At 59.9% G+C, this 18487-nt stretch carries 21 protein-coding genes and 1 tRNA gene; 10 read left to right on the forward strand and 12 right to left on the reverse strand.

The window, feature by feature from the left end:
- Positions 1-32: 32 nt before the first annotated feature.
- Positions 33-1055, reverse strand: coding sequence for an LLM class flavin-dependent oxidoreductase (locus HD598_RS08820; RefSeq protein WP_183665271.1), 1023 nt, complete (start codon positions 1053-1055; stop codon positions 33-35).
- Positions 1056-1201: 146 nt separating this feature from the next.
- On the opposite strand from HD598_RS08820, the gene HD598_RS08825 reads away from it, so the two are divergent.
- Positions 1202-1693 carry a PaaI family thioesterase gene (locus HD598_RS08825; RefSeq protein WP_183665274.1) on the forward strand — a complete coding sequence of 164 codons (492 nt, stop codon included), beginning with the start codon at positions 1202-1204 and terminating at the stop codon, positions 1691-1693.
- On the opposite strand, the gene HD598_RS08830 is transcribed toward HD598_RS08825, so the two are convergent.
- A complete protein-coding gene (locus HD598_RS08830) occupies positions 1690-1881 on the reverse strand; it encodes a benzoate/H(+) symporter BenE family transporter (RefSeq protein WP_183665276.1) in 192 nt (63 codons plus the stop codon). The two genes, HD598_RS08825 and HD598_RS08830, sit on opposite strands and share 4 nt — an antisense overlap.
- Positions 1882-1998: 117 nt before the next feature.
- Positions 1999-2133: a hypothetical protein gene (locus tag HD598_RS08835; RefSeq protein ID WP_260170523.1), complete on the reverse strand. Its 135-nt coding sequence runs from the start codon at positions 2131-2133 to the stop codon at positions 1999-2001.
- 57 nt (positions 2134-2190) lie between these two features.
- On the opposite strand from HD598_RS08835, the gene HD598_RS08840 reads away from it, so the two are divergent.
- Both HD598_RS08840 and HD598_RS08845 read left to right on the forward strand, forming a co-directional pair.
- Positions 2191-2331, forward strand: coding sequence for a hypothetical protein (locus HD598_RS08840; RefSeq protein WP_183665278.1), 141 nt, complete (start codon positions 2191-2193; stop codon positions 2329-2331).
- 105 nt (positions 2332-2436) lie between these two features.
- The gene (locus tag HD598_RS08845) at positions 2437-3237 is read left to right on the forward strand and encodes a sulfite exporter TauE/SafE family protein (RefSeq protein ID WP_221244629.1); all 801 of its coding nucleotides are present in this window, start codon (positions 2437-2439) and stop codon (positions 3235-3237) included.
- On the opposite strand, the gene HD598_RS13540 is transcribed toward HD598_RS08845, so the two are convergent.
- Both HD598_RS13540 and HD598_RS08855 read right to left on the reverse strand, forming a co-directional pair.
- Positions 3210-3536 carry a BCCT family transporter gene (locus HD598_RS13540; protein WP_260170524.1) on the reverse strand — a complete coding sequence of 109 codons (327 nt, stop codon included), beginning with the start codon at positions 3534-3536 and terminating at the stop codon, positions 3210-3212. The genes HD598_RS08845 and HD598_RS13540 overlap by 28 nt on opposite strands.
- A gap of 177 nt (positions 3537-3713) precedes the next feature.
- A protein-coding gene (locus tag HD598_RS08855; RefSeq protein ID WP_183665280.1) for an IS3 family transposase occupies positions 3714-5002 on the reverse strand; the annotation gives its coding sequence in 2 pieces (ribosomal slippage) (positions 3714-4729 and positions 4729-5002; 1290 coding nt in all).
- Positions 5003-5034: 32 nt separating this feature from the next.
- Here HD598_RS08855 and HD598_RS08860 point away from each other — a divergent pair.
- Positions 5035-6189 carry an IS30 family transposase gene (locus HD598_RS08860; RefSeq protein WP_183666784.1) on the forward strand — a complete coding sequence of 385 codons (1155 nt, stop codon included), beginning with the start codon at positions 5035-5037 and terminating at the stop codon, positions 6187-6189.
- Positions 6190-6360: 171 nt separating this feature from the next.
- Positions 6361-6951, forward strand: a complete 591-nt coding sequence (locus HD598_RS08865) for an NADPH-dependent FMN reductase (RefSeq protein ID WP_183665282.1) — start codon at positions 6361-6363, stop codon at positions 6949-6951.
- A 32-nt stretch (positions 6952-6983) separates the two neighbouring features.
- On the opposite strand, the gene HD598_RS08870 is transcribed toward HD598_RS08865, so the two are convergent.
- Complete coding sequence (locus HD598_RS08870; RefSeq protein ID WP_071894686.1) at positions 6984-7241, reverse strand: metal-sensitive transcriptional regulator; 258 nt, start codon at positions 7239-7241, stop codon at positions 6984-6986.
- A 163-nt stretch (positions 7242-7404) separates the two neighbouring features.
- Here HD598_RS08870 and HD598_RS08875 point away from each other — a divergent pair, with 163 nt between their 5' ends.
- From HD598_RS08875 to HD598_RS08885, 3 genes are all read left to right on the forward strand, one after another.
- A complete protein-coding gene (locus HD598_RS08875; protein WP_183665284.1) occupies positions 7405-8841 on the forward strand; it encodes an MBL fold metallo-hydrolase in 1437 nt (478 codons plus the stop codon).
- A 55-nt stretch (positions 8842-8896) separates the two neighbouring features.
- A complete protein-coding gene (locus HD598_RS08880; RefSeq protein ID WP_183665285.1) occupies positions 8897-9073 on the forward strand; it encodes a hypothetical protein in 177 nt (58 codons plus the stop codon).
- Between the two features lie 175 nt (positions 9074-9248).
- On the forward strand, positions 9249-10502 hold the full coding sequence (locus HD598_RS08885; protein WP_311539002.1) for an MFS transporter: 1254 nt from the start codon (positions 9249-9251) through the stop codon (positions 10500-10502).
- Between the two features lie 8 nt (positions 10503-10510).
- Here HD598_RS08885 and HD598_RS08890 read toward each other — a convergent pair whose 3' ends face one another.
- The 4 genes from HD598_RS08890 to HD598_RS08905 form a co-directional block, all read right to left on the reverse strand.
- Entirely contained in the window at positions 10511-11620 is a 1110-nt protein-coding gene (locus HD598_RS08890) for a Fic family protein (RefSeq protein ID WP_311539003.1), read from the reverse strand.
- Between the two features lie 116 nt (positions 11621-11736).
- A complete protein-coding gene (locus HD598_RS08895; RefSeq protein ID WP_183665289.1) occupies positions 11737-13053 on the reverse strand; it encodes an AI-2E family transporter in 1317 nt (438 codons plus the stop codon).
- A gap of 73 nt (positions 13054-13126) precedes the next feature.
- Positions 13127-13819: a potassium channel family protein gene (locus HD598_RS08900; RefSeq protein WP_183665291.1), complete on the reverse strand. Its 693-nt coding sequence runs from the start codon at positions 13817-13819 to the stop codon at positions 13127-13129.
- Positions 13812-15284: a TrkH family potassium uptake protein gene (locus HD598_RS08905; protein WP_311539004.1), complete on the reverse strand. Its 1473-nt coding sequence runs from the start codon at positions 15282-15284 to the stop codon at positions 13812-13814. The genes HD598_RS08900 and HD598_RS08905 overlap by 8 nt, the downstream gene beginning before the upstream one ends.
- Positions 15285-15397: 113 nt before the next feature.
- Here HD598_RS08905 and HD598_RS08910 point away from each other — a divergent pair.
- Positions 15398-15470 (forward strand) — tRNA-Ala (locus tag HD598_RS08910).
- A gap of 568 nt (positions 15471-16038) precedes the next feature.
- Here HD598_RS08910 and HD598_RS13545 read toward each other — a convergent pair.
- Both HD598_RS13545 and HD598_RS08920 read right to left on the reverse strand, forming a co-directional pair.
- Positions 16039-16509 (reverse strand): hypothetical protein, encoded by a 471-nt coding sequence (locus tag HD598_RS13545; protein WP_260170525.1) that lies wholly within the window; start codon positions 16507-16509, stop codon positions 16039-16041.
- A complete protein-coding gene (locus HD598_RS08920; RefSeq protein ID WP_183665293.1) occupies positions 16461-17549 on the reverse strand; it encodes a recombinase family protein in 1089 nt (362 codons plus the stop codon). Before HD598_RS08920 ends, HD598_RS13545 begins: the two co-directional genes overlap by 49 nt.
- Positions 17550-17553: 4 nt before the next feature.
- Here HD598_RS08920 and HD598_RS08925 point away from each other — a divergent pair, with 4 nt between their 5' ends.
- Positions 17554-18468 (forward strand): hypothetical protein, encoded by a 915-nt coding sequence (locus tag HD598_RS08925; protein ID WP_183665295.1) that lies wholly within the window; start codon positions 17554-17556, stop codon positions 18466-18468.
- The last annotated feature ends 19 nt before the right edge of the window (positions 18469-18487 follow it).

The following is an 18487-nucleotide window of genomic DNA, read 5'->3' on the forward strand; positions in this document are numbered from 1 at the left end:
CCCGAAGGTAACCGCCGCTTGCGCCCGAAGGCTTAGCGCCAGCCGAGACCCGGAGCCACGTGCTTGAGGATCGACTCAATGACGTGAGCGTTGTATTCAACACCGAGCTGATTCGGCACCGTGAGCAACAGCGTGTCTGCGGCCGCGATGGCCTCGTCCTGCTTGAGCGTCTCGATGAGTTCGTCCGGCTCACCCGCGTAGGAACGGCCAAAGACGGCGCGAGTCTTCGCGTCGATCTGGCCCACCTGGTCCGAGCTGTAGCGATCGCGGCCGAAGTACTGCCAGTCGCGGTCGTCGGTCAGGGCGAAGATGCTTCGGCTGACAGAGACGCGAGGTGTGCGCTCGTGGCCGGCTTCCTTCCATGCCTGACGGTAGATCTCGATCTGCTCCGCCTGCTGAACATGGAACGGCTTGCCGTTCTCGTCGTTCTTCAGGGTGGAGCTTTGCAAATTCATGCCGAGCTTGGCTGCCCAGACCGCGGTGTCGTTGGAGCCGGAGCCCCACCAAATGCGGTCGCGAAGTCCTTCGGAGTGCGGCTCAACGCGGAGCAGCCCCGGAGGATTCGGGAACATCGGACGAGGGTTCGGCTGTGCAAAGCCTTCGCCTGTCAGTACCTCGAGCAAGCGCTCGGTGTGGCGACGTCCCATGTCAGCATCGGATTCGCCCTCAGCAGGGGAGAAGCCGAAGTGGCGCCAGCCGTCGATCACCTGTTCTGGTGAACCACGGCTAATGCCGAGCTGCAGTCTGCCACCCGAAATCAGGTCCGCGGCGCCGGCGTCTTCTGCCATGTACAGCGGGTTTTCATAGCGCATATCGATGACGCCCGTACCGATTTCAATCTTTTTGGTGCGCGCGCCAATGGCCGCCAAGAGTGGAAACGGAGACGCGTATTGCTGAGCGAAGTGGTGGACGCGGAAATATGCTCCATCAGCGCCCAGCTCTTCTGCAGCGACGGCTAGGTCAATTGCCTGCAACAACGCATCGGACGCACTGCGTGTCCCGGACTGCGGATGGTCGGTCCAGTGACCGAATGACAGAAAACCTATGTTCTTCATACTTCCCTCAACTTATATGCGTCTGAATCTATTCCAGCACGCACAATTACGCTGCGTCCCCTCAGTGTCCACAGAGTTCGCACCGGTAGCGGGTAACTGAAGCTGCGGCGTCGTACGCTAAAGAAAAGAAAGCGAAAGGAATCCGCATGTCTGAGCGCAAAAAGGTGATTGAGTGGGCGGATCCGCGGCCGGGTCCGGCGACGATGCCGAAACTGACCGGCCTAGAATATATGCAACAGATGATGTCCAGAGTCCTGCCTGCGCCGCCGATCGCAAGCCTCATGGATTTCACGTTGTCCGAGGTCAGCGCGGGAACTGTTTCGTTTGTGTGCACGCCGGACGAGTCGCACTACAACCCGCTCGGCATTGTTCATGGAGGGCTGGTGTGTACGCTGCTGGACTCGGCGCTGGGATGCGCTGTGCAGACCACGCTTCCGCAAGGCAGCGGCTACACGTCGATCGAAATCAAGGTCAATTACTTGCGCGGCGTGACCGCGGAAAGCGGCGAGCTGACTGTGACCGGCGTGGTGACGAAGCCCGGCAGTCGAGTCGCGTTCGCAGAGGGTCACGTGACGGACGGTGCGGGCAAGGTCGTGGCGACAGCCACGGGAAGCTGCCTCGTTTTCCCGATTGGTTAGTCGGATGGCGCGTAATCGGCAGGCTCCAGCAGACGCGAAATCGCGTAACCGATGGCGAAACCCCAGAACGCCGGGTGAATGTTCCAGATGCTGAGTCCGGAAATCGTCACGACGAACGTGGTGAGCGCGCCGAGCGTGAAGCGGGTGGAGAACGCGGTGACGAGGGGTTGCAGGAGCGCCCGGAGCATTTCGAGGCCTCCGAACGATCAGCATGGCTTTCATGGCACGTCGCACCAGGCCGGACAACCCGAGCAGCAAAATCAGGATACCGGACGTGATGAACGCACCGACGATTTCCGGGAAGCTCAAGTGCTGGACTGGCCTTCCTTGGCGAGTACGTAGTTGTAGACAGCCTCTTCGCCTGCCCCACCATCGGTGCGTGGCTTCGGGTCAAGCACGAGCTCAGGCTTCACGGTGCCGCGCAAGAGCCACTCGGGCATGTTTGGCGCGTACTGCGAGTACAAGCGCGGTTGGCGGCGCTGCCCACCGTGAACCTCGTGACGCGACTCGGAGAATCCATCGCCAACTTCTCTCAGCAGGCTGAGCGTTTGGCGGGAGAACTCACCTTTGACGAGGTGAAATTCGGAAACTGCACCATTTCCTCGACCTCGATTGTGGCTGTCCCGCGGCGATGCTGAGCACGTGGAATCTGAGCAGCCACTGCCCACTCTGCCTAGCTGGTAAAATACTCCCGGGGGTATCGTTCACGCCGTTAACGTACCCCCTCTAAAGAGGGAGAAGCCGTGTTCATTGCCATTGTTGGCGGGCTATTCGTTGGTCTCTTGATGGGAGCCTTGGGCGGTGGTGGCGCAATTCTTGCCATCCCGCTGTTGACGTTTGGTTTGGGCCTTCCAGTGCACGACGCCGCCGTGGCCTCCCTCGTGATTGTGGGCTTAGGCGCGCTCTCTGGAGTCTCTACCCATGCCCGCTACAAGCACGTGTGGTTCCAAGAAGGAATCCTGTTTGGCGTCTTCGGCATTGGCGGTGCGTTCCTCGGGACCTTGATGGCAAAAGGCATTGATAGCGCGCTCTTGCTCTCGCTGTTCTCCATCTTGCTAGTGGTGGTTGCGGGAACCATGATCCGCAAAGCCCTCAAGCCATCCACCAAACCGCCTACCCTCAACCGTTTGTTCGCGCGCGTGGACGGCAAGCTGGTCATCAATTTCCGAGGGGTTATTTACCTTGTCATCACCGCCACCATTGTGGGTTTCTTGACCGGATTCTTCGGAGTGGGCGGCGGCTTCGCGATTGTTCCGGCGCTCATGTTGGTCTTCGGCCTCGCAATGCCGGTGGCCGTGGGTACCTCGCTGCTGGTCATCTTCCTCAACAGCGTCACGGCGTTCATCCTGCACGGCGAAGCGGCTATGCACCTGGACTGGGTTGTCGTGAGTGTCTTCACGCTGCTCGCGATGAGCGGCTCCGTGGTCGGCGGCAAGCTCGCGCACCACATTCCGAAGAAGGTTCTTCAGCTCAGCTTCGCGAGCCTGCTGATTGTTATCTCGATCTACACGGCTATTCAGAGCGTTCCGCAGCTTCTTTCGTGACGCTGGGATTGCTGGCGGCGCCAGGATCGCTCGGGCACGTTGCCGCCCACGGCAGATACAGTACGACGACGCTGGGCCCGGCCCTCCCGCTCGGCACGTTCCATTCGAAGCACCTTGGAGAACGAGGCCATCACGAGGTACGCAACGATCGTCACGGGCAGCGCGAAGATCAGCGTGGCGTATTCCATGGTGGTCAGGCCGCCATCCACGAGCAGGGCTAAACCTGAGCGTTTGCGACGCCTTTTGAGGTTGCTTGAAGCCGGTGAAACCGCCCCTCCGTCCACCGTCTTCCACCCCACTGTGCGGCCAATTTTCTACAACTTTTTCGACCCAAAGTCATATGGTCATTGCAACGTTGTTGGGCTGGAGGTTGTGATGGTGAAGGCGAAAAGGACGCAGGATATTTACTTTCCTGTGTGGAGTAGGTTTTTTGAGGCGATCGCTCGGGGTGAACTGTCCCAGGTTTAATGCCGCTGTTATGCGGGGAGCGGCTCTGGGGTGAGGGCCGCGTAATAGGTCGCCTCGAACTCGTCGGGGCTGACCATTCCAAGGCTACCGTGAAGCCTTCGGTTGTTATACCAGTCGACCCATCCAGCGGTCGCGAACTCGACGTCCGCGATCGTCTTGTAAGGGCCGTCGTGGAAGATCGTCGTCCGCACACACTCGGCCTTGTAGAGCCCGTTAACCGTCTCCATCAGCGCATTGTCATACGCATCACCCACCGACCCAATCGATGCGGCGATACCCTCCAACGCGAGATGCTCGGTGAGCATCACAGACGTATATTGAGATCCCGCATCTGAGTGATGCCGCAGCTGCCCAGGGCCGACTCGGTGGCCTTGCCGGTCACGTTCCCACAACGCCATGCGCAACGGGATCATGACCAGGTCGACATGCTTGGTGGTCTGGACATGCCAGGCCACGATGCGTTGCGAAAACACATCGAGGATGAACGCAACATATACCCAGCCCGTCCAGGTGCGGACGTAGGTGAAATCAGTGACCCACGTGTGATCAGGCCGCGGGGCAGTGAAGTCCCGGTTCAACAGGTCCCCGGCACGGATCCCGTCCTTCGCACGGATCGTCGTACGGATCGCTTTCGATCTCGTGACGCCCGAGAGTCCCAACGCCCGCATGGCGCGGTCGACTGCACCGCGGGAGACCTCTGGCAAGGCGGTACGGCGGATTAGCGCGGTCATCTTCTTCCGCCCGTACAACCCCTCCGGAGTCATCCGACGCCGTTGCGTGCCTGTCTGGTCGACGACGGTCTTCCAGGCGGCGTCACGGACCGCGTCCACGACCATCGCGTCGGTCACCGTACGAGCCGAGATCCGGGGGCGTTTCCACGCACGGTAGGTGCGTGCCGCGATCTTCACGCCCTGCTCACGCAGGACGCGTACGATCGACTCGACGGCGAAGCCCTCCGAACGCATTTGGTCGATGAAGCCCATCATCAGCGGTTGCGGGGGTCGAGTTCCCCCGCGAAGAAAGTCGTTGCCGCGCGCAGGATCGCTACGTCCTCACGGAGCTGACGGTTCTCGGCTTTGAGCCGCTTGATCTCAGCGTGCTCTTCGCTGGTCTGACCTTCCCGGGCACCGACATCGATCTCGGCTTGGATGACCCACCGGCGCAGCGACTCAGCCCCTACACCTTCTTGACGGGCAACGGCTGCGATCGCCTTCGCGTTCGATGGGTATTCCGCTCGGTGCTCAAGCACCAGCCTGACCGCTCGTTCGCGGACCTGGGCATCAATCTTCTTCGGCATGAAGCCATCCTCTCAACTCGAAAAGATACGGCATCAAACCTGGGACGGTTCAGGGAGAGTCGATTTCTCGGGCGTCGGTCACGGCGGGCGTGGCTCGCTCTGCTGCTCGTAAACGCATGGACAAGAATCTCGGTATGAAATTCACAACGGGACGTGGAGATAGCATTCCTGGCATTCATGTGCGTGAAGGTGTTGGCGGGACTGGACGGATTACTCATGATGAGCGTGTTCAGATCGCTTTACGTGTGCGTGATGGGTATTCAAGTTCCCAGATCGCTCGCGAGCTCGGACGGGATCGCAGCGTGATCTGGCGAGAAATCCGCCGCAATAGCTCTAGTGGCGAATACATTGCTGGTGTTGCTGATGTTTTCACTTTCATGCGATCACGCCGGCCGAAGAAGCGCCGACTGGATAACCCGGCACTGGTGCGGTTCGTGGAAGACGCGATGGATCAAGGGTGGTCACCGAAACTGATCTCGCTGGTTCTTGCCCGCGACTTCGCGCACGATAAGACTATGCAGATCAGTCACGAAACCATTTACCAAGCGATCTATGTTCAAGGTCGTGGCGAACTGCGTAAAGACCTGTACCGGTGCTTGTCCACGGGACGGGCTAAACGCATCGTTGACGGTCGGGGGTTAGGTCGTAACCAATCACCGTACAAGGACGCACTGAAGATCTCTGAACGCCCACCATCTGTGCAAGACCGGGCTGTCCCAGGGCACTGGGAAGCAGATCTGATCATGTCAGGGGCAACCTCGAAAGCGGCGATAGGTACCTTGGTTGAACGCACCACCCGGTACACCATCCTCTTGCATTTACCCGATGGCCATGACTCCGTCCACGTCGCCGAAGCCATCAAAAATGCGATGAAAAAGCTACCAGCCGATATGCGTCGGACCCTGACCTACGATCGTGGGACCGAGATGGCTAGATACCGTGAAATCCAGACAGCACTCGATCTTCAAGTGTATTTCTGCGACCCGCACTCGCCCTGGCAACGCGGCACCAACGAGAACACCAACAGGCTCCTGCGGCACTGGTTCGCGAAAAGCTCCGACCTTTCCGTACACACCGCGGCCGACCTAAAACGAGTTCAAGACAGCCTCAACAACCGGCCACGACCCACCTTGAACCTCGAAACCCCCAACAAACGCTTCAAAGAACTCCTCAACCAAGCAACCTAACGTTGCAATCACCCATTGACTCCGCCCGAGATTCCTCGTCGAAAAGTGTTCTCACATGGGGGTGGCTGTAGTGAAATGGCCTCACTTCGGGGCGGAGCTGTAGTGAAATGGCCTCGCATCATTCACTAGGCTGGGACGAGTTGTTATTGGCGTCACATCTAGGAGGAAGCCATGACGGAAACTCAGGCCGCCACCATCCGTGTCATCATTGCGAGCACGCGCCCTGTGCGCGTTGGTCCGCAGATCGCGGACGAGGTCGTCAGGATCATCGGCGAAAACCCGCAGGTCAACGTGGAAGTGACGGACCTCAAGGAGCTGAATCTGCCGTTCTTGGACGAGCCTGAGATGCCGGCGCTCGGCAACTACGTGCACGAGCACACGAAAAATTGGAGCGGCCTCATTAAGGCGAGCGACGCCGTCGTCATTGTCACCGCCGAATATAACTGGGGCTACCCCGCAAGCCTCAAAAATGCCATCGACTATCTCTATTCAGAGTGGCGCAAGAAGCCAATTCTGTTGGTGAGCTACGGTGCTAAGGGCGGCTCGAAGGCTGCCGAGCAGTTGCGCCAGGTGCTGGGCCGTATTCGCGCGAACGTGCTGGAGACGGGAATTCAGATTCCGCTCAGTAGCGAGGTTGACTACGGCAAAGATAATTTACTGAACGACGCCGCAGCTGTTGTCGGCGCGCACGCTCGGGACATTACGGCCGCCGTGGGCGAGCTGGTAGCTGCTGCTCAAGGGCAGGCTGAAGCCAAAGTCTAAGTTCAGGCATGACGCCTGGCCGGGCGCGAAGCCTAGGCCAGGCTCATGAACATCTTTTCGAGATCCTTAGGGTCTACATCCGAATTCTCATCCGTCAAGCATTGCTGAAGTCCGCTGGCAATAATCGCAAAGCCGGCGCGATCCACGGCCTTCGATACGGCGGATAGCTGCGTAATGACGTCTTGGCATTCGCGGCCCTCTTCGAGCATGCGAATCACTGCGCCCATTTGACCTTGTGCGCGCTTGAGCCGGTTGATGATCGGCTTCATGTCTTCGGTATTGAGTTCCATGACTCTCCTTTGTTGCGCACTCTGTTGCGTCGCGCGGTAGTGCGCTGATTTAAGATTCAACTATACCCCCCGGGGTAACTTGACGTATACCCATGGGGGTATTTACTATGAAATCAACGGATACCCCCTCAGGTATTTCAACGACAGAGAACGGGGACAAGGAATGCTTCTTGAACGAATCTACGAAGAAGGCCTAGCTCAGGCCAGCTACCTTGTGGGCTGTCAGCGCCAAGGCAAAGCATTGGTCGTTGACCCACGACGCGACATCCAGATCTATCTGGACCTCGCCGCCAAGCACGGCCTGACCATCACTCACGTGACGGAAACTCACATTCACGCGGACTTCTTGTCCGGATCTCGCGAACTCGCGGCAGCTACCGGAGCTGAGCTCCTGGTCTCCGGCGAAGGCGGAGCGGACTGGCAGTACGGCTTCGACGCCACGCGCTTAATGCACCAAGACACCTTCGCGCTGGGCAACATCACCGTGCAGGCACTGCACACCCCGGGCCACACGCCCGAGCACTTGTCCTACTTGATCACGGACGGCGCTGTCACGGATCAGCCAGGCTACTTGCTCTCGGGTGACTTCGTCTTCGCTGGCGATGTGGGACGCCCCGACCTCCTTGACGAGGCCGCCGGGGGAGTGGACACCCGCTTCGGTGGCGCACAGGCCCTCTTCCAGAGCCTCAAGAACGTCTTCTTGGCGCTACCGGATCACGTCCAGGTTCACCCGGGCCACGGCGCCGGCAGCCCGTGCGGCAAGGCGCTTGGCGCTATCCCGTCCAGCACGGTTGGTTACGAACGCTTGTTTGCGTGGTGGGCACCGTTCATGAAGGACGACGACGCCGCAGCCTTCACCGACGCTCTGCTTGCGGGGCAGCCGGATGCGCACGCGTATTTTGCTCGCATGAAGCGCCAGAACAAGCAGGGTCCAGCGATCCTCGGTGAGCTTGCCGAAATGCGCGAGCTCACGGATTCCCAAGTCACTGATGAACTGGCTGCTGATCAGGCGATTTTCATCGACACGCGTTCGCAGGCCGAAGTGCATGAGGGAACCGTTGTTGGTTCGCTCAACGTGCCAGCAGGAAACTCTGCGAGCAACTACGCCGCGTGGGTGATTGATCCTGAAGAAGAGGATCGTGACCTCATTGTCCTGGCTCCGTCGCAAGCGGCGGCCGAGACCTTCCGCGATGCACTGCTTCGCGTAGGCATCGACGGCGCTAATGCATGGACTGCGAGCATTGACGGGCTCGAGCAGTACATCCCGGAAATGATCACTCCAGAAGAGTTCATTGAAGCCCGCGAGTCCGGAGACGGCGAGCTCGCTGAGTTGCCGTTGATCGATGTGCGCTCCAAGAACGAGTTCGCTGAAGGCACCATCCCAGGAGCTCAGCAGCTCTCGGGCGGGTCGGCCATGTGGCGCCTCGACGAATTGCCAGCAAAGAGCATCATCACCTTCTGCCAGTCCGGAGTGCGTAACTCCGTGGTGGCAAGTGGATTGCGCCGGGCCGGCTACAGCGTGGTGGAACTTGAAGGCAGCTATGCCGGATGGTTCGCCGCTCAACAGCGAAACCAGCAACGGACTTCGCAGCACGCGTAGTCATCATCGAATTTCCTCATCACCACAACAAAAATCATCGTAGGGAGAAACCAATATGTGCAGAGCAGTATCTTGCAAGAAGTGCGGAAAGACCACTTGGGCTGGCTGCGGCCAGCACGTGGATGACGTCATGCGCCACATCCCGAAGAACGATCGTTGCCCAGGACATGACAACGATCCGAAGGAAACCTCCACCGGAGGCGGCTTCTTCGCGAAGCTCTTTGGCCGCTAAAAGCTAGGTGCCAGCCAGACCGCTTGTGGTGGATCCCCCGCTGGCTGGCACCTCACCTTCCGGTGCTCGGCGCACCGGAAATATCAACTGAATAGTAAGGCAAGGGCCGGGAGAGATTAGTCACCTCTCCCGGCCCTTGTATGTTCAAGAGCGCCGAAAAATTCTAGGATGGCGCGTGACCCAAAATCCCGCACCCGATGACCAGCCCACAGCTACATCCCCGAACACCACGGTTTCTGCGCCCAAACTGTATGGCAAGAAATTGTTCTGGGCGGTCTTCGCGCTCGCGATGGGTGGCTTCGGAATTGGCGCCACCGAGTTCACCATTATGGGACTCGTTCAAGAAGGCGCTTTGGATCTGGGTGTCTCGCTTCCGGCGATGGGCGTTCTGATCAGTGCGTACGCGCTCGGTGTGGTGGTGGGTGCTCCTATCCTCACGGCGATGCTCGCGAAAGCACCTCGCAAGAATGCCGTCATGTGGCTCATGTTGGCGTTCACCGTCTTCAACGCCTTGTCCTTCTTTGCTCCCACCTACGAACTGGTGGTGGTGAGCCGTTTCTTGGCCGGTCTTCCGCACGGTGCTTACTTCGGTCTGGCCGCCTTGTTGGCTGCGTCCTACGTAGCTCCCACGAAGCGCGGTAGTGCGATCGCCTGGGTCATGATGGGCCTGTCCGTCGCAAACGTGGTGGGCGTCCCGCTGATCACTTGGTTGGGTCAGACCATCGGCTGGCGCTGGATGTTCGCCTCCGTGGCGATCGTCGGCGCACTCACCTTGGTGCTCATCACGATCTTCGTTCCACCCGTCGCCGCGCCCAAGGATGCATCGGTTCGGACCGAACTCACGGCCCTCAAGAACGGCCAGGTCTGGATGGCGATCGCCACCGGCGTCGTGGGATTTGGTGGGTTCTTCGCGATGTATTCCTACATTTCCCCGATCGCCACGGACGTCGCCGGCATCCCGCTACAGACGGTCCCCGTGATCCTGGCGCTCTATGGCGTGGGCATGGTGATCGGTAACGGCGTGGGCGGCAAGCTCTCTGACGTCTCCGTTATCAAGACCATCGTGTGGTGCTGCATCGTGATGATCGTGCTGCAATTGGCCTTCGGCTTCACAGCGCACATCCCGTGGCTCGTCTTCGTGTGGGTGCCGCTACTGGGCATTGCAGGCTCTGCCTTGGTCCCATCGCTTCAAGCACTGCTCATGGACTCGGCCCCGAAGGCTCAGGCCCTCGCAGCGAGCTTGAACCACTCGAGCCTCAACACCGCCAACGCCCTCGGTGCACTCCTTGGTGCAGCCGTTTTGGACGCCGGATTCGGCCTACGCGCCCCGATGTTCTTGGGTGCCGCGCTCGCAGTCCTTGGCCTGATCCTGGCGCTGATCACCGGCATGCGCCAACGCAAGATCGATGCGGCTTCAGCCAACTCGTAATTGCGGCGCTAATTACGACGACGCCGCGCCCGGTCCCCAAAAGCGTCTAGGGCCGCTAAAATTTCCGGTGCTTGCCACAAGCGATTTCGTCTTCCGGCGCTGATTTGGCTCAGCACCCCGGCATCTACAAGCCGATCAATGGCATGTCCCGCTGTGACCACACTGACGTTCAATTGGTGGGCGACGGTCTGGGCATCGATGACGGGTTGGCGGAGTAGGTACTTTTTGAGCAAGTGCACCGATGAATGACGCCTCGCTTGAACTTCTTCGTCCCAACGGGCCGCAGCATATTGGATATCGTTCACCAGCTGACGACCATTCTGAACAGCGGCAAAGGACGCGTCGGCTAAGGAACTAACGATCGCGTCCGGGTTACCTTTGCGATATTCCGTAAGCGCTGAGAAGTAGTCGTCGATGTTGTGCAGGAGCCCGGCTGATACCGGGACGGTGACGTTTTGCGTGAGCCGTCCGTGTCGGAGCATCCCCTGGAGCAGGGCGCGACCAGTACGACCGTTGCCGTCGGGAAACGGGTGAATGGTTTCAAATTGGGCGTGAGCAATTGCTGCTTGTATCAGCACAGGAATATCCGTGCGTTCGGCGAAGGAAACAAGATCACTCATGAGTTCAGGCACACGAGACTGATGAGGTGGGACGAACTTCGCATCGTGAGGAGAGATGCTTCCGCCGCCGATCCAAACCTGTTGGTCGCGCCAGTGGCCTGTGAAATCCGGAGCAGATTCGTGAAGTAAGGCATCGTGCATCGCGATGATGGACGCCTCGTTCAATTGATCTGACTTCGCGATAGCGGCCTTCATTGCGCGAACGTTTGCAACAACCAGCTGTGCATTTCCAGACTTAGATTGTCCGATTTCAGCAAGGGCAAGTTGTTTTGCGCTGGAAGTTAGGTTTTCCACTTCCGAACTGGAAGCCGATTCACTCCGCAACAAGATGGACGCAAAGGGCGCCGCAATGGTGCCGACCTCAGCGTCGAACCGCGCCAGTTCTTGGCTAGCGTCGTCAGCCAGCGCGATTGTCTCCGAAGGAAGGCTCACCTGAAGGTCGGAAATGAAAGGTGGGACGGCGGCTTGGTAATCACCTCGGGCAAGCGGGTGACTCACGATTATCCTTTGCCATGAGATCACCATACCAAAGGCTATTCGATTAGCCTTTGGTATGGACCTGGCTGGCTATCACTTATTCTCTTGGTCGGGCCGAAGATTCTTGTGTCCGAAGACTAGGAATTGGGGCGAGCTGCGGCGTCGTCGTTCTTGATCTCATCCGCTTTCACGCCGGTGCCGCCCATCTGAGCGAGCATCAACAAATCCGCGTTAGAACGCGGGCGCGAATCCTGCGGCTTGGAGGAGATGAGGGCATTGATCCAGCGGGCGCTCGGATCGGCATCCACCAGGAGGGCCTTGAGCAAGAGGGTTGCCGGCAACGCGATCAACGCGCCCAGCCAGCCCAAGATGATCACCCAGAACATCAAAGACAAGAAGGACACGGTTGGCGTCACGCCCACGGATTCGCCCGTGAACTTGGGCTGAATGATGGATTGCACGGTGAAGTTTAGGACGCTGTAGGAGATGATCACAGCGAGCGCCGGAACCCAGCCGCCGTCCAAGAGTGCCAAGAGCGCTGGCGGCACTAGGCCAATGACGAAGCCGATGTTCGGAATGTAGTTGGTGATGAACGCGAGCACGCCCCACACCCACACCAAGTGCACGCCAATGATGCCCAGCACCATCACATCGAGCACGGCCACGATGAGGCCGAAGATGGTGGTGACCACCCAGTAGCGTCGGACGCCGTGGGCGAAGTCAATGAGCGCGCCGGCGATGTGTGGGCGATCCTCGGCAACGCGGGTGAGGCGGCGGATGATACTCGCCGAATCCATCGAGAAGAAGAAGACGCCCATGACCAGTGTCGCGAGCATCGAAAGGATGCCGGTGACGTTGCTCAGGATCGGCGTCACGAGGCTCATAAGGTTGCCCGCGGTGATGCCTTGCAGGCTGGACTGAACCATGGAGTTGGAGATGCCGAGGCTCTCAAGCCACGCGTAAATGTCATTTACGAGCCGCATGAACTGCGTGTTGTACTGCGGAAGCTCGCGGATCAGCTCGGTCACGGACCACACGGCCAGCGCCACGAAGAGGCCCAGCACCAGCAACACCACCACCAGGGCAATCGCGGCGGCCACGTGTCGTTGAATCTTGGTGGCGAGCCAGCGCTGCAGCGGGTACACCACAATGAGCAGGTTCAGGCCCAAGAAGACTGGAGCAATGATGTCTTTCGCGCCCTGCACGGCGATCAAGATGATCAACAGTGCGGCGGCACCAATGACGATGCTCAAGTAGCGTGGGATGCCCGGAATCGGCTTCGGTGCGTCAATCGGCACCACTGGCCCGTCGTCCGGATCCCGGAAAATCACGTCCCGAACGGTCAGATCTTTCGAGTCTGAACCGTCGGAATCTGACCCGTGCGCTACTGCAACGGTCTCTGGTACCGGTGCTGCGTCGTCGTACTGGTTATCAGTTCGTGAATTCTCACTCACACGCGCCCTCGTTCTTCTAGTCCCCCCAACAATGACTTCATTCTAAAACGCTGGGAGCAATCTAGATCACACGCTAGGCGCTGGGTCGGAAGCCCTCCACGTTGCGGCGCGGGCCCTGGACCAGGATCTCATCCTCAGCTTCGATGATGGTCTGCGGGGTAGCGGACTCCCACTTGCCATCAGCCGGACGGATCGCAGTGATGGTGATGCCGTGCGTCTTCCGCAGCTCGAGCACGCTCAGCGGGCGGTGCAACGCGAATTCCGGTGCGCGCGTGCGGACCAGCACGAAGTCCTGACCCAAATCGATGTAGTCAATGATGCCGCCGGAAATCAGGTGAGCTACACGTCGGCCCATGTCATTCTCCGGACGCACCACATGGCTGACGCCGAGCTGCCCCAGGATCTCTGCGTGCGGCTCGCTAATAGCCTTCGCCCAGATGGCCGGCTTGTTGAACTTGAGCAAGCGGGACGCGGTCAGGATGCTCGCCTCGATGTCCGAGCCGATGCCCACAATGGCGACGTCGAGCTCGTGGACGCCGAGCTGGCGCAGCACTTCCTCGCGCGTGGAATCGGCGCGCACCACGTGGGTGAGGATGCCGTTGAAGCTCTGCACGGTGTCTTCGCGGGCGTCGATGCCCAAGACCTCGACGCCAAGGGATTCCAGCTCCACCGCGAGGGCGCCGCCGAAACGGCCCAAGCCAATGACGGCCACCGTGCGCAAGGCATGGGTTTCCGATGAACCAAAGAATTTGCGTGAGTTAGCCAATGAGCGGCCTTTCCTTCGGGTATTCGTAGAGCGGATGGCGCGTCTTCAGTGCCAGCGCGGAAGCAATAGTCACAGGACCCACACGACCAGCGAACATCAGCACAATCAAAATGTACTGCGCCGCGGGCGGTAGCGCTGCGGTGATACCGGTGCTCATTCCCACGGTGGCGAACGCGGAGACCACCTCAAAGAGGATGCGATCCTGACCGAGGTCTGACATCAACATGATGGCCATGGTGGAGCCCACCACCAAGCCCAGCGAGAGCAACACGATGGTGAGCGCTTCGCGGTGCAGGGAGCGGGAGATGCGTTTGCCGAAGATGTTCACGGCGGTGCCGCCGCGGATCTCGGTGAGCATGATGAAGAACAGGATTGCGAACGTGGTGATCTTCAGACCACCGGCGGTACCGGCGGGGCCGGCTCCGATGAACATGAGGATGTCCATGCCCAGCCAGGAGACCGGGTGCATTTGGCCTACGTCGATCGAGTTGAAGCCCGCGGTACGGGTGACGGTGGATTGGAAGAAGCCCGCGAGGATTTTCTCGCCGTCGCTGAGCGGGCCGAGAGTCTTGGCGTTGTTCCATTCCAGGACGGAGATGAACACGGTGCCGCCCACCAGGAGGACCACGGTGCCGATCAGCACGAGCTTGGTGTGGATGCTGAAGGATTTTGGCTTGCGGTAGCGGCGGCGCAGCTCCATGATCACGGGGAAGCCGAGGCCGCCGAGGATCACGCCGATGCTCAAGGGGATGACGATCCAGGGATCGCCTACGAAGCCGATGATGCTGTCCGTGTAGAGCGCGAAACCGGCGTTGTTGAACGCTGAAATCGAGTGGAAAACGCCGAACCAGATTGCCTGATCAGGCGCGTACCCGTACCCGAGGGCAAAACGAAGAGCCAGTACGACGGCGATCGCGGCTTCCGTCACGGCGCTAATCAACAGGACATTCACGATGACGCGCTTGGTCTCACCCAGACCTTGCGCTTTCGTTTCCTGCGCGGTGATCAGGCGGGATCGAAGGCCTAGTTTGCGGGTGATGACGAGGCCGATCAGCGCGCCGAAGGACATGACGCCGAAGCCGCCGATCTGAATCAGCGCGATGATGACCGCGTGCCCGAACGGCGTCCAGTACGTGGGGGTGTCCACCGTGATCAGGCCGGTTACACAGGTAGCGGACGTGGCGGTGAACAAGGCGTCGAGGAAGCTCGCGGCGCCATCGCCCACGCGAGCCGCCGGAGTCATCAGCAACAGCGTTCCCACCACGATGGTGGTCAGGAATCCGATAGCGATGATCTGAGCCGGAGTCTGCGGCTGGAGACGACGAAGCCGCTGGCCGATCACCGAACTTCTGCCGGTGGTATGTGAGTAGGGGCTGCGGTAGCCGGAACGCAGCTTGTCTAGGGCCTCAGCGACCGGTGCTACGGCCGCGTGAAGTTTGCGTTTGAGACGCGCTCTGAAGAACACAAGGTGGAAGCCTACTCCTTAAGGGTGACCTATTCGTACAGCTACGGATTTGGAACCTTGCAGAGATATGGAGTAAATTAGATAAGCGTTCCCGAACGAATCAGTTTGGGCACGGGGGTATGGCGCAGTTGGTAGCGCGTCTGCATGGCATGCAGAAGGTCAGGGGTTCGAATCCCCTTACCTCCACCGTGTAATGTCCTGGGACATCGTTCTGAACGATGTCCCAGGACATTTTTGTTTAACTTGGTGCCTGGTGGGTGCTGGGTTTTTGTTTTTGGTAGTTCTTGTTGGGGTCGATTTCGAACTGTTTGAGTATTTCTCCGGTTTTTGTGTCGATGACAGTGGTCGCAGACGCGCGTCGATGTGAATCAGCTGCACGGATGGCCCATAGATGTCGTGTTCCGCTGTCGAGGCCGACACGGGAGCGTATGCAAGTGCGGCGTTGCAATGATCTGGACTCGATCTGACAGGGTGCAGTTCACGTGGCTGCCGGAACTCGTTTGCTGCGTGGTTCGCAGGCATTTGAGTTTGTAACGTGAATCGCGGCGTCGAAAATACTCCGGTTTCAGAACACTCAACATGGCATTTTTAGCGGCACGGGGTTTCGCTAACGCCGCGGTCACGACGAGCTTGGCGACGGCCAGGATGATGGCTTTGTTCCGGGTGCTCACGGTTTATCTTCGTGAACGATGTCCTAGGACATGGGTGTGAATCGCCCGGAAGTGAACGATGTCCCAGGTCTTTAGGTGAACGATCACTCGCCACCGATAAAAGCCCCGGAAAGAGAAACGTTCGGGGTGAAGGATGTCCCAGGAGATGGGGTGAACGATGTGGTGAGACTCAACACCCTTACCTCCACCGCACGCACAAGGCTCGAACCCTTGCCAACGGAAACGTTGGTCGGGGTTCGGGCCTTGTTCGCGTCCGCGGCCCTGGTCAGAGCGTTGGCGTTGACCTGCGGATCGAGCAGCATCTCGACGGGGCGGTTGTGCTCGACGCGAAGCTCGTTGTCCTCGTCGATGAAGAACTTCGTGAAGAACGCCTGGTTGCACAGACGCCGGTTGGTGTCGTCGCAGCGGGTGTAGATGTCGGCGCAGTTGGCGAGCAGGCCGAGGGCGTCGTCGAGGTGGGCTCGGGCGTCGGCGTAGTCGCCGAAGTGGGCGTCGATGCGGCGGGTCACTTGGTCGAGTTCGGCGACGATGCGGTCCTGCTCGCGCTTGAGCACCGAGAGTGGAATCGCGTCGGCCTAGTGCGCTTGCATGAGGCGGTCCTGCTCGCCCTCGAGCCGGTCGCGGTTGGTGGTGAGGCGTTCGAGTTCCTCGGTTTCAGCAGCCATGAGCCGGTCGAACTCATGTTGGAGCATCCCTGCAGCGCGTCCTGCTGGGCGGGCGTGATCTGGACGCGGGTGTAGTAGTCCTCGATGAGCTTCTCGACATCTTCGATGAGCATCGCCTGGCGTGTGCAGTCGGTGCGCTTGGAGTACCGACCGGAGCACACGAAGTAGCAGTAGACGTTGCCGTGGCGGTTCTTCGCGTTGGAGACGATGAGCCTGGAGCCGCACTGGCCGCAGTGGATGGTGCCTTTGAGGTAGTGGCCGTGGACTTGGGTTGCCTCGACGGCGCACTGGTGCGCGGTGAGCACGGACTGGACCTGGTACCAGACCTCGGCGGGCACCAGCGCCGGGTGGTTGCCCTTGTAGCGGGTGCCTCGGTAGATGACATCGCCCTTGTAGTAAGGGTTGGTCAGGAGCCGATGGATGGTGGACACCGCCAGCGGCTTCGCCGGCCTCTTAGGCGTGGGCAGGCTGCGAAGCCCGCGCGAGGTGAGCTCGTCATGGAGCTGGCTGACGCTCCAGTTGCCCGAGGCGTAGGCCTTGAACGCCCACTCGATCATCGGCGCTCGCTCGGGATCGAGCTCGATGGTGCGAACCTCACGGCCGAGCTCATCGCGCTTGCGAACGTTCAGGTACCCGATGGGCGCGCGCCCGTTCGTGCCGCCGCCGATGGCCTCCTGGTTCATACCCTTGGCGACCTCGGTGGCGAGGTTGCGGGAGTAGAACTCGGCGATCGTGGACATGATGCCGTGCAGCAGCATCCCCGATGGCGTCTCATCGATGTTCTCCGTCGCCGAAACCAACGTCACCCCGGCTTCGACGAGGCGGCGGTGGATCTCGACGTCATCTACCCGGTTGCGGGCGAGGCGGTCGACCTTGTGCACGATGCAGTAGCTGACCTGATGGGTCGGACTGCCCAGAGGTCTCGACAAGGCCGTGTCCCGTATCCAAGACGTTACGAGCAAGACACGACCAGTCCCGGTCGAAGTCTTCATCGTGGAGGAGGGCGTAGCCGAGCCAACGCCGTTCGTCCGCGTAGAGGTTCGCCCGACTATGCCACCACACTTCGATGACCAGGGCCGTCGCCAAACTCGGCAGGGCCGGTCCACGCGCGCGCTGACCGATGAGGAGCTGCTACGCATCTACCTGGACCGCGAAGCGGGTAGTTTCGCGATGCGCTTCCGCCAGGTCAGTGATGAGCTTCGTTCAGCTGTCGGTGCCGTGGGCAGCCAGGTCGACCAGATCGCTGAAGGGATCGAAAACAACGTCGCTACACCAATCCTGGCGCTCACCAGAACCACACAAGACGCCGCAGACGCGGCAGAGTCCGCTTCATCTTCCGCAGATTCCGCTGCGTCTTCAGTCGACACCGTGTCCTACGAAGTCGAGCATGTACAACGCATCGTTCGTGAGCTTCAGCGAGTCGTCGAGGACATCCAAGACGACTCCACTCAGAACCTGGCATACAGAGTCATGCGGCTACGGCAAAAGGTCTGGTGGAACTTCACTGTCGACACCTGGGAGCGCAAGTCCAAGCGCGCGGATCAGTTGGAGGCTCGGCTCCGTGAGCTTCTCTCCGGCGAGGGCTCCATTGAGGCAGGCCGCAACACCTGGGAGCTGCGAGTCTGGCAAGACCTACTCAAGGATCGCCGTGCACAGCGCGGTGAACGGGGCACGCAGAAGTGGTGGGATGCAGCGATCCGCGAAGTCATCTCGTTCGTGGAGAGCCCTGCGTACGCTGCACCCGACCTGCCTGAGCTTCGTGCCGCTCTCGAGGTCGACCTCGACCACGAGATCGACCATCCCGATAGTGTCACGAACCTGTTCCGCAGGCTCTTGGAAGACTCATAAGCAGGGGCGCCCGCTCACC

The organism is Neomicrococcus aestuarii, from assembly GCF_014201135.1.
Lineage (GTDB): Bacteria > Actinomycetota > Actinomycetes > Actinomycetales > Micrococcaceae > Neomicrococcus > Neomicrococcus aestuarii.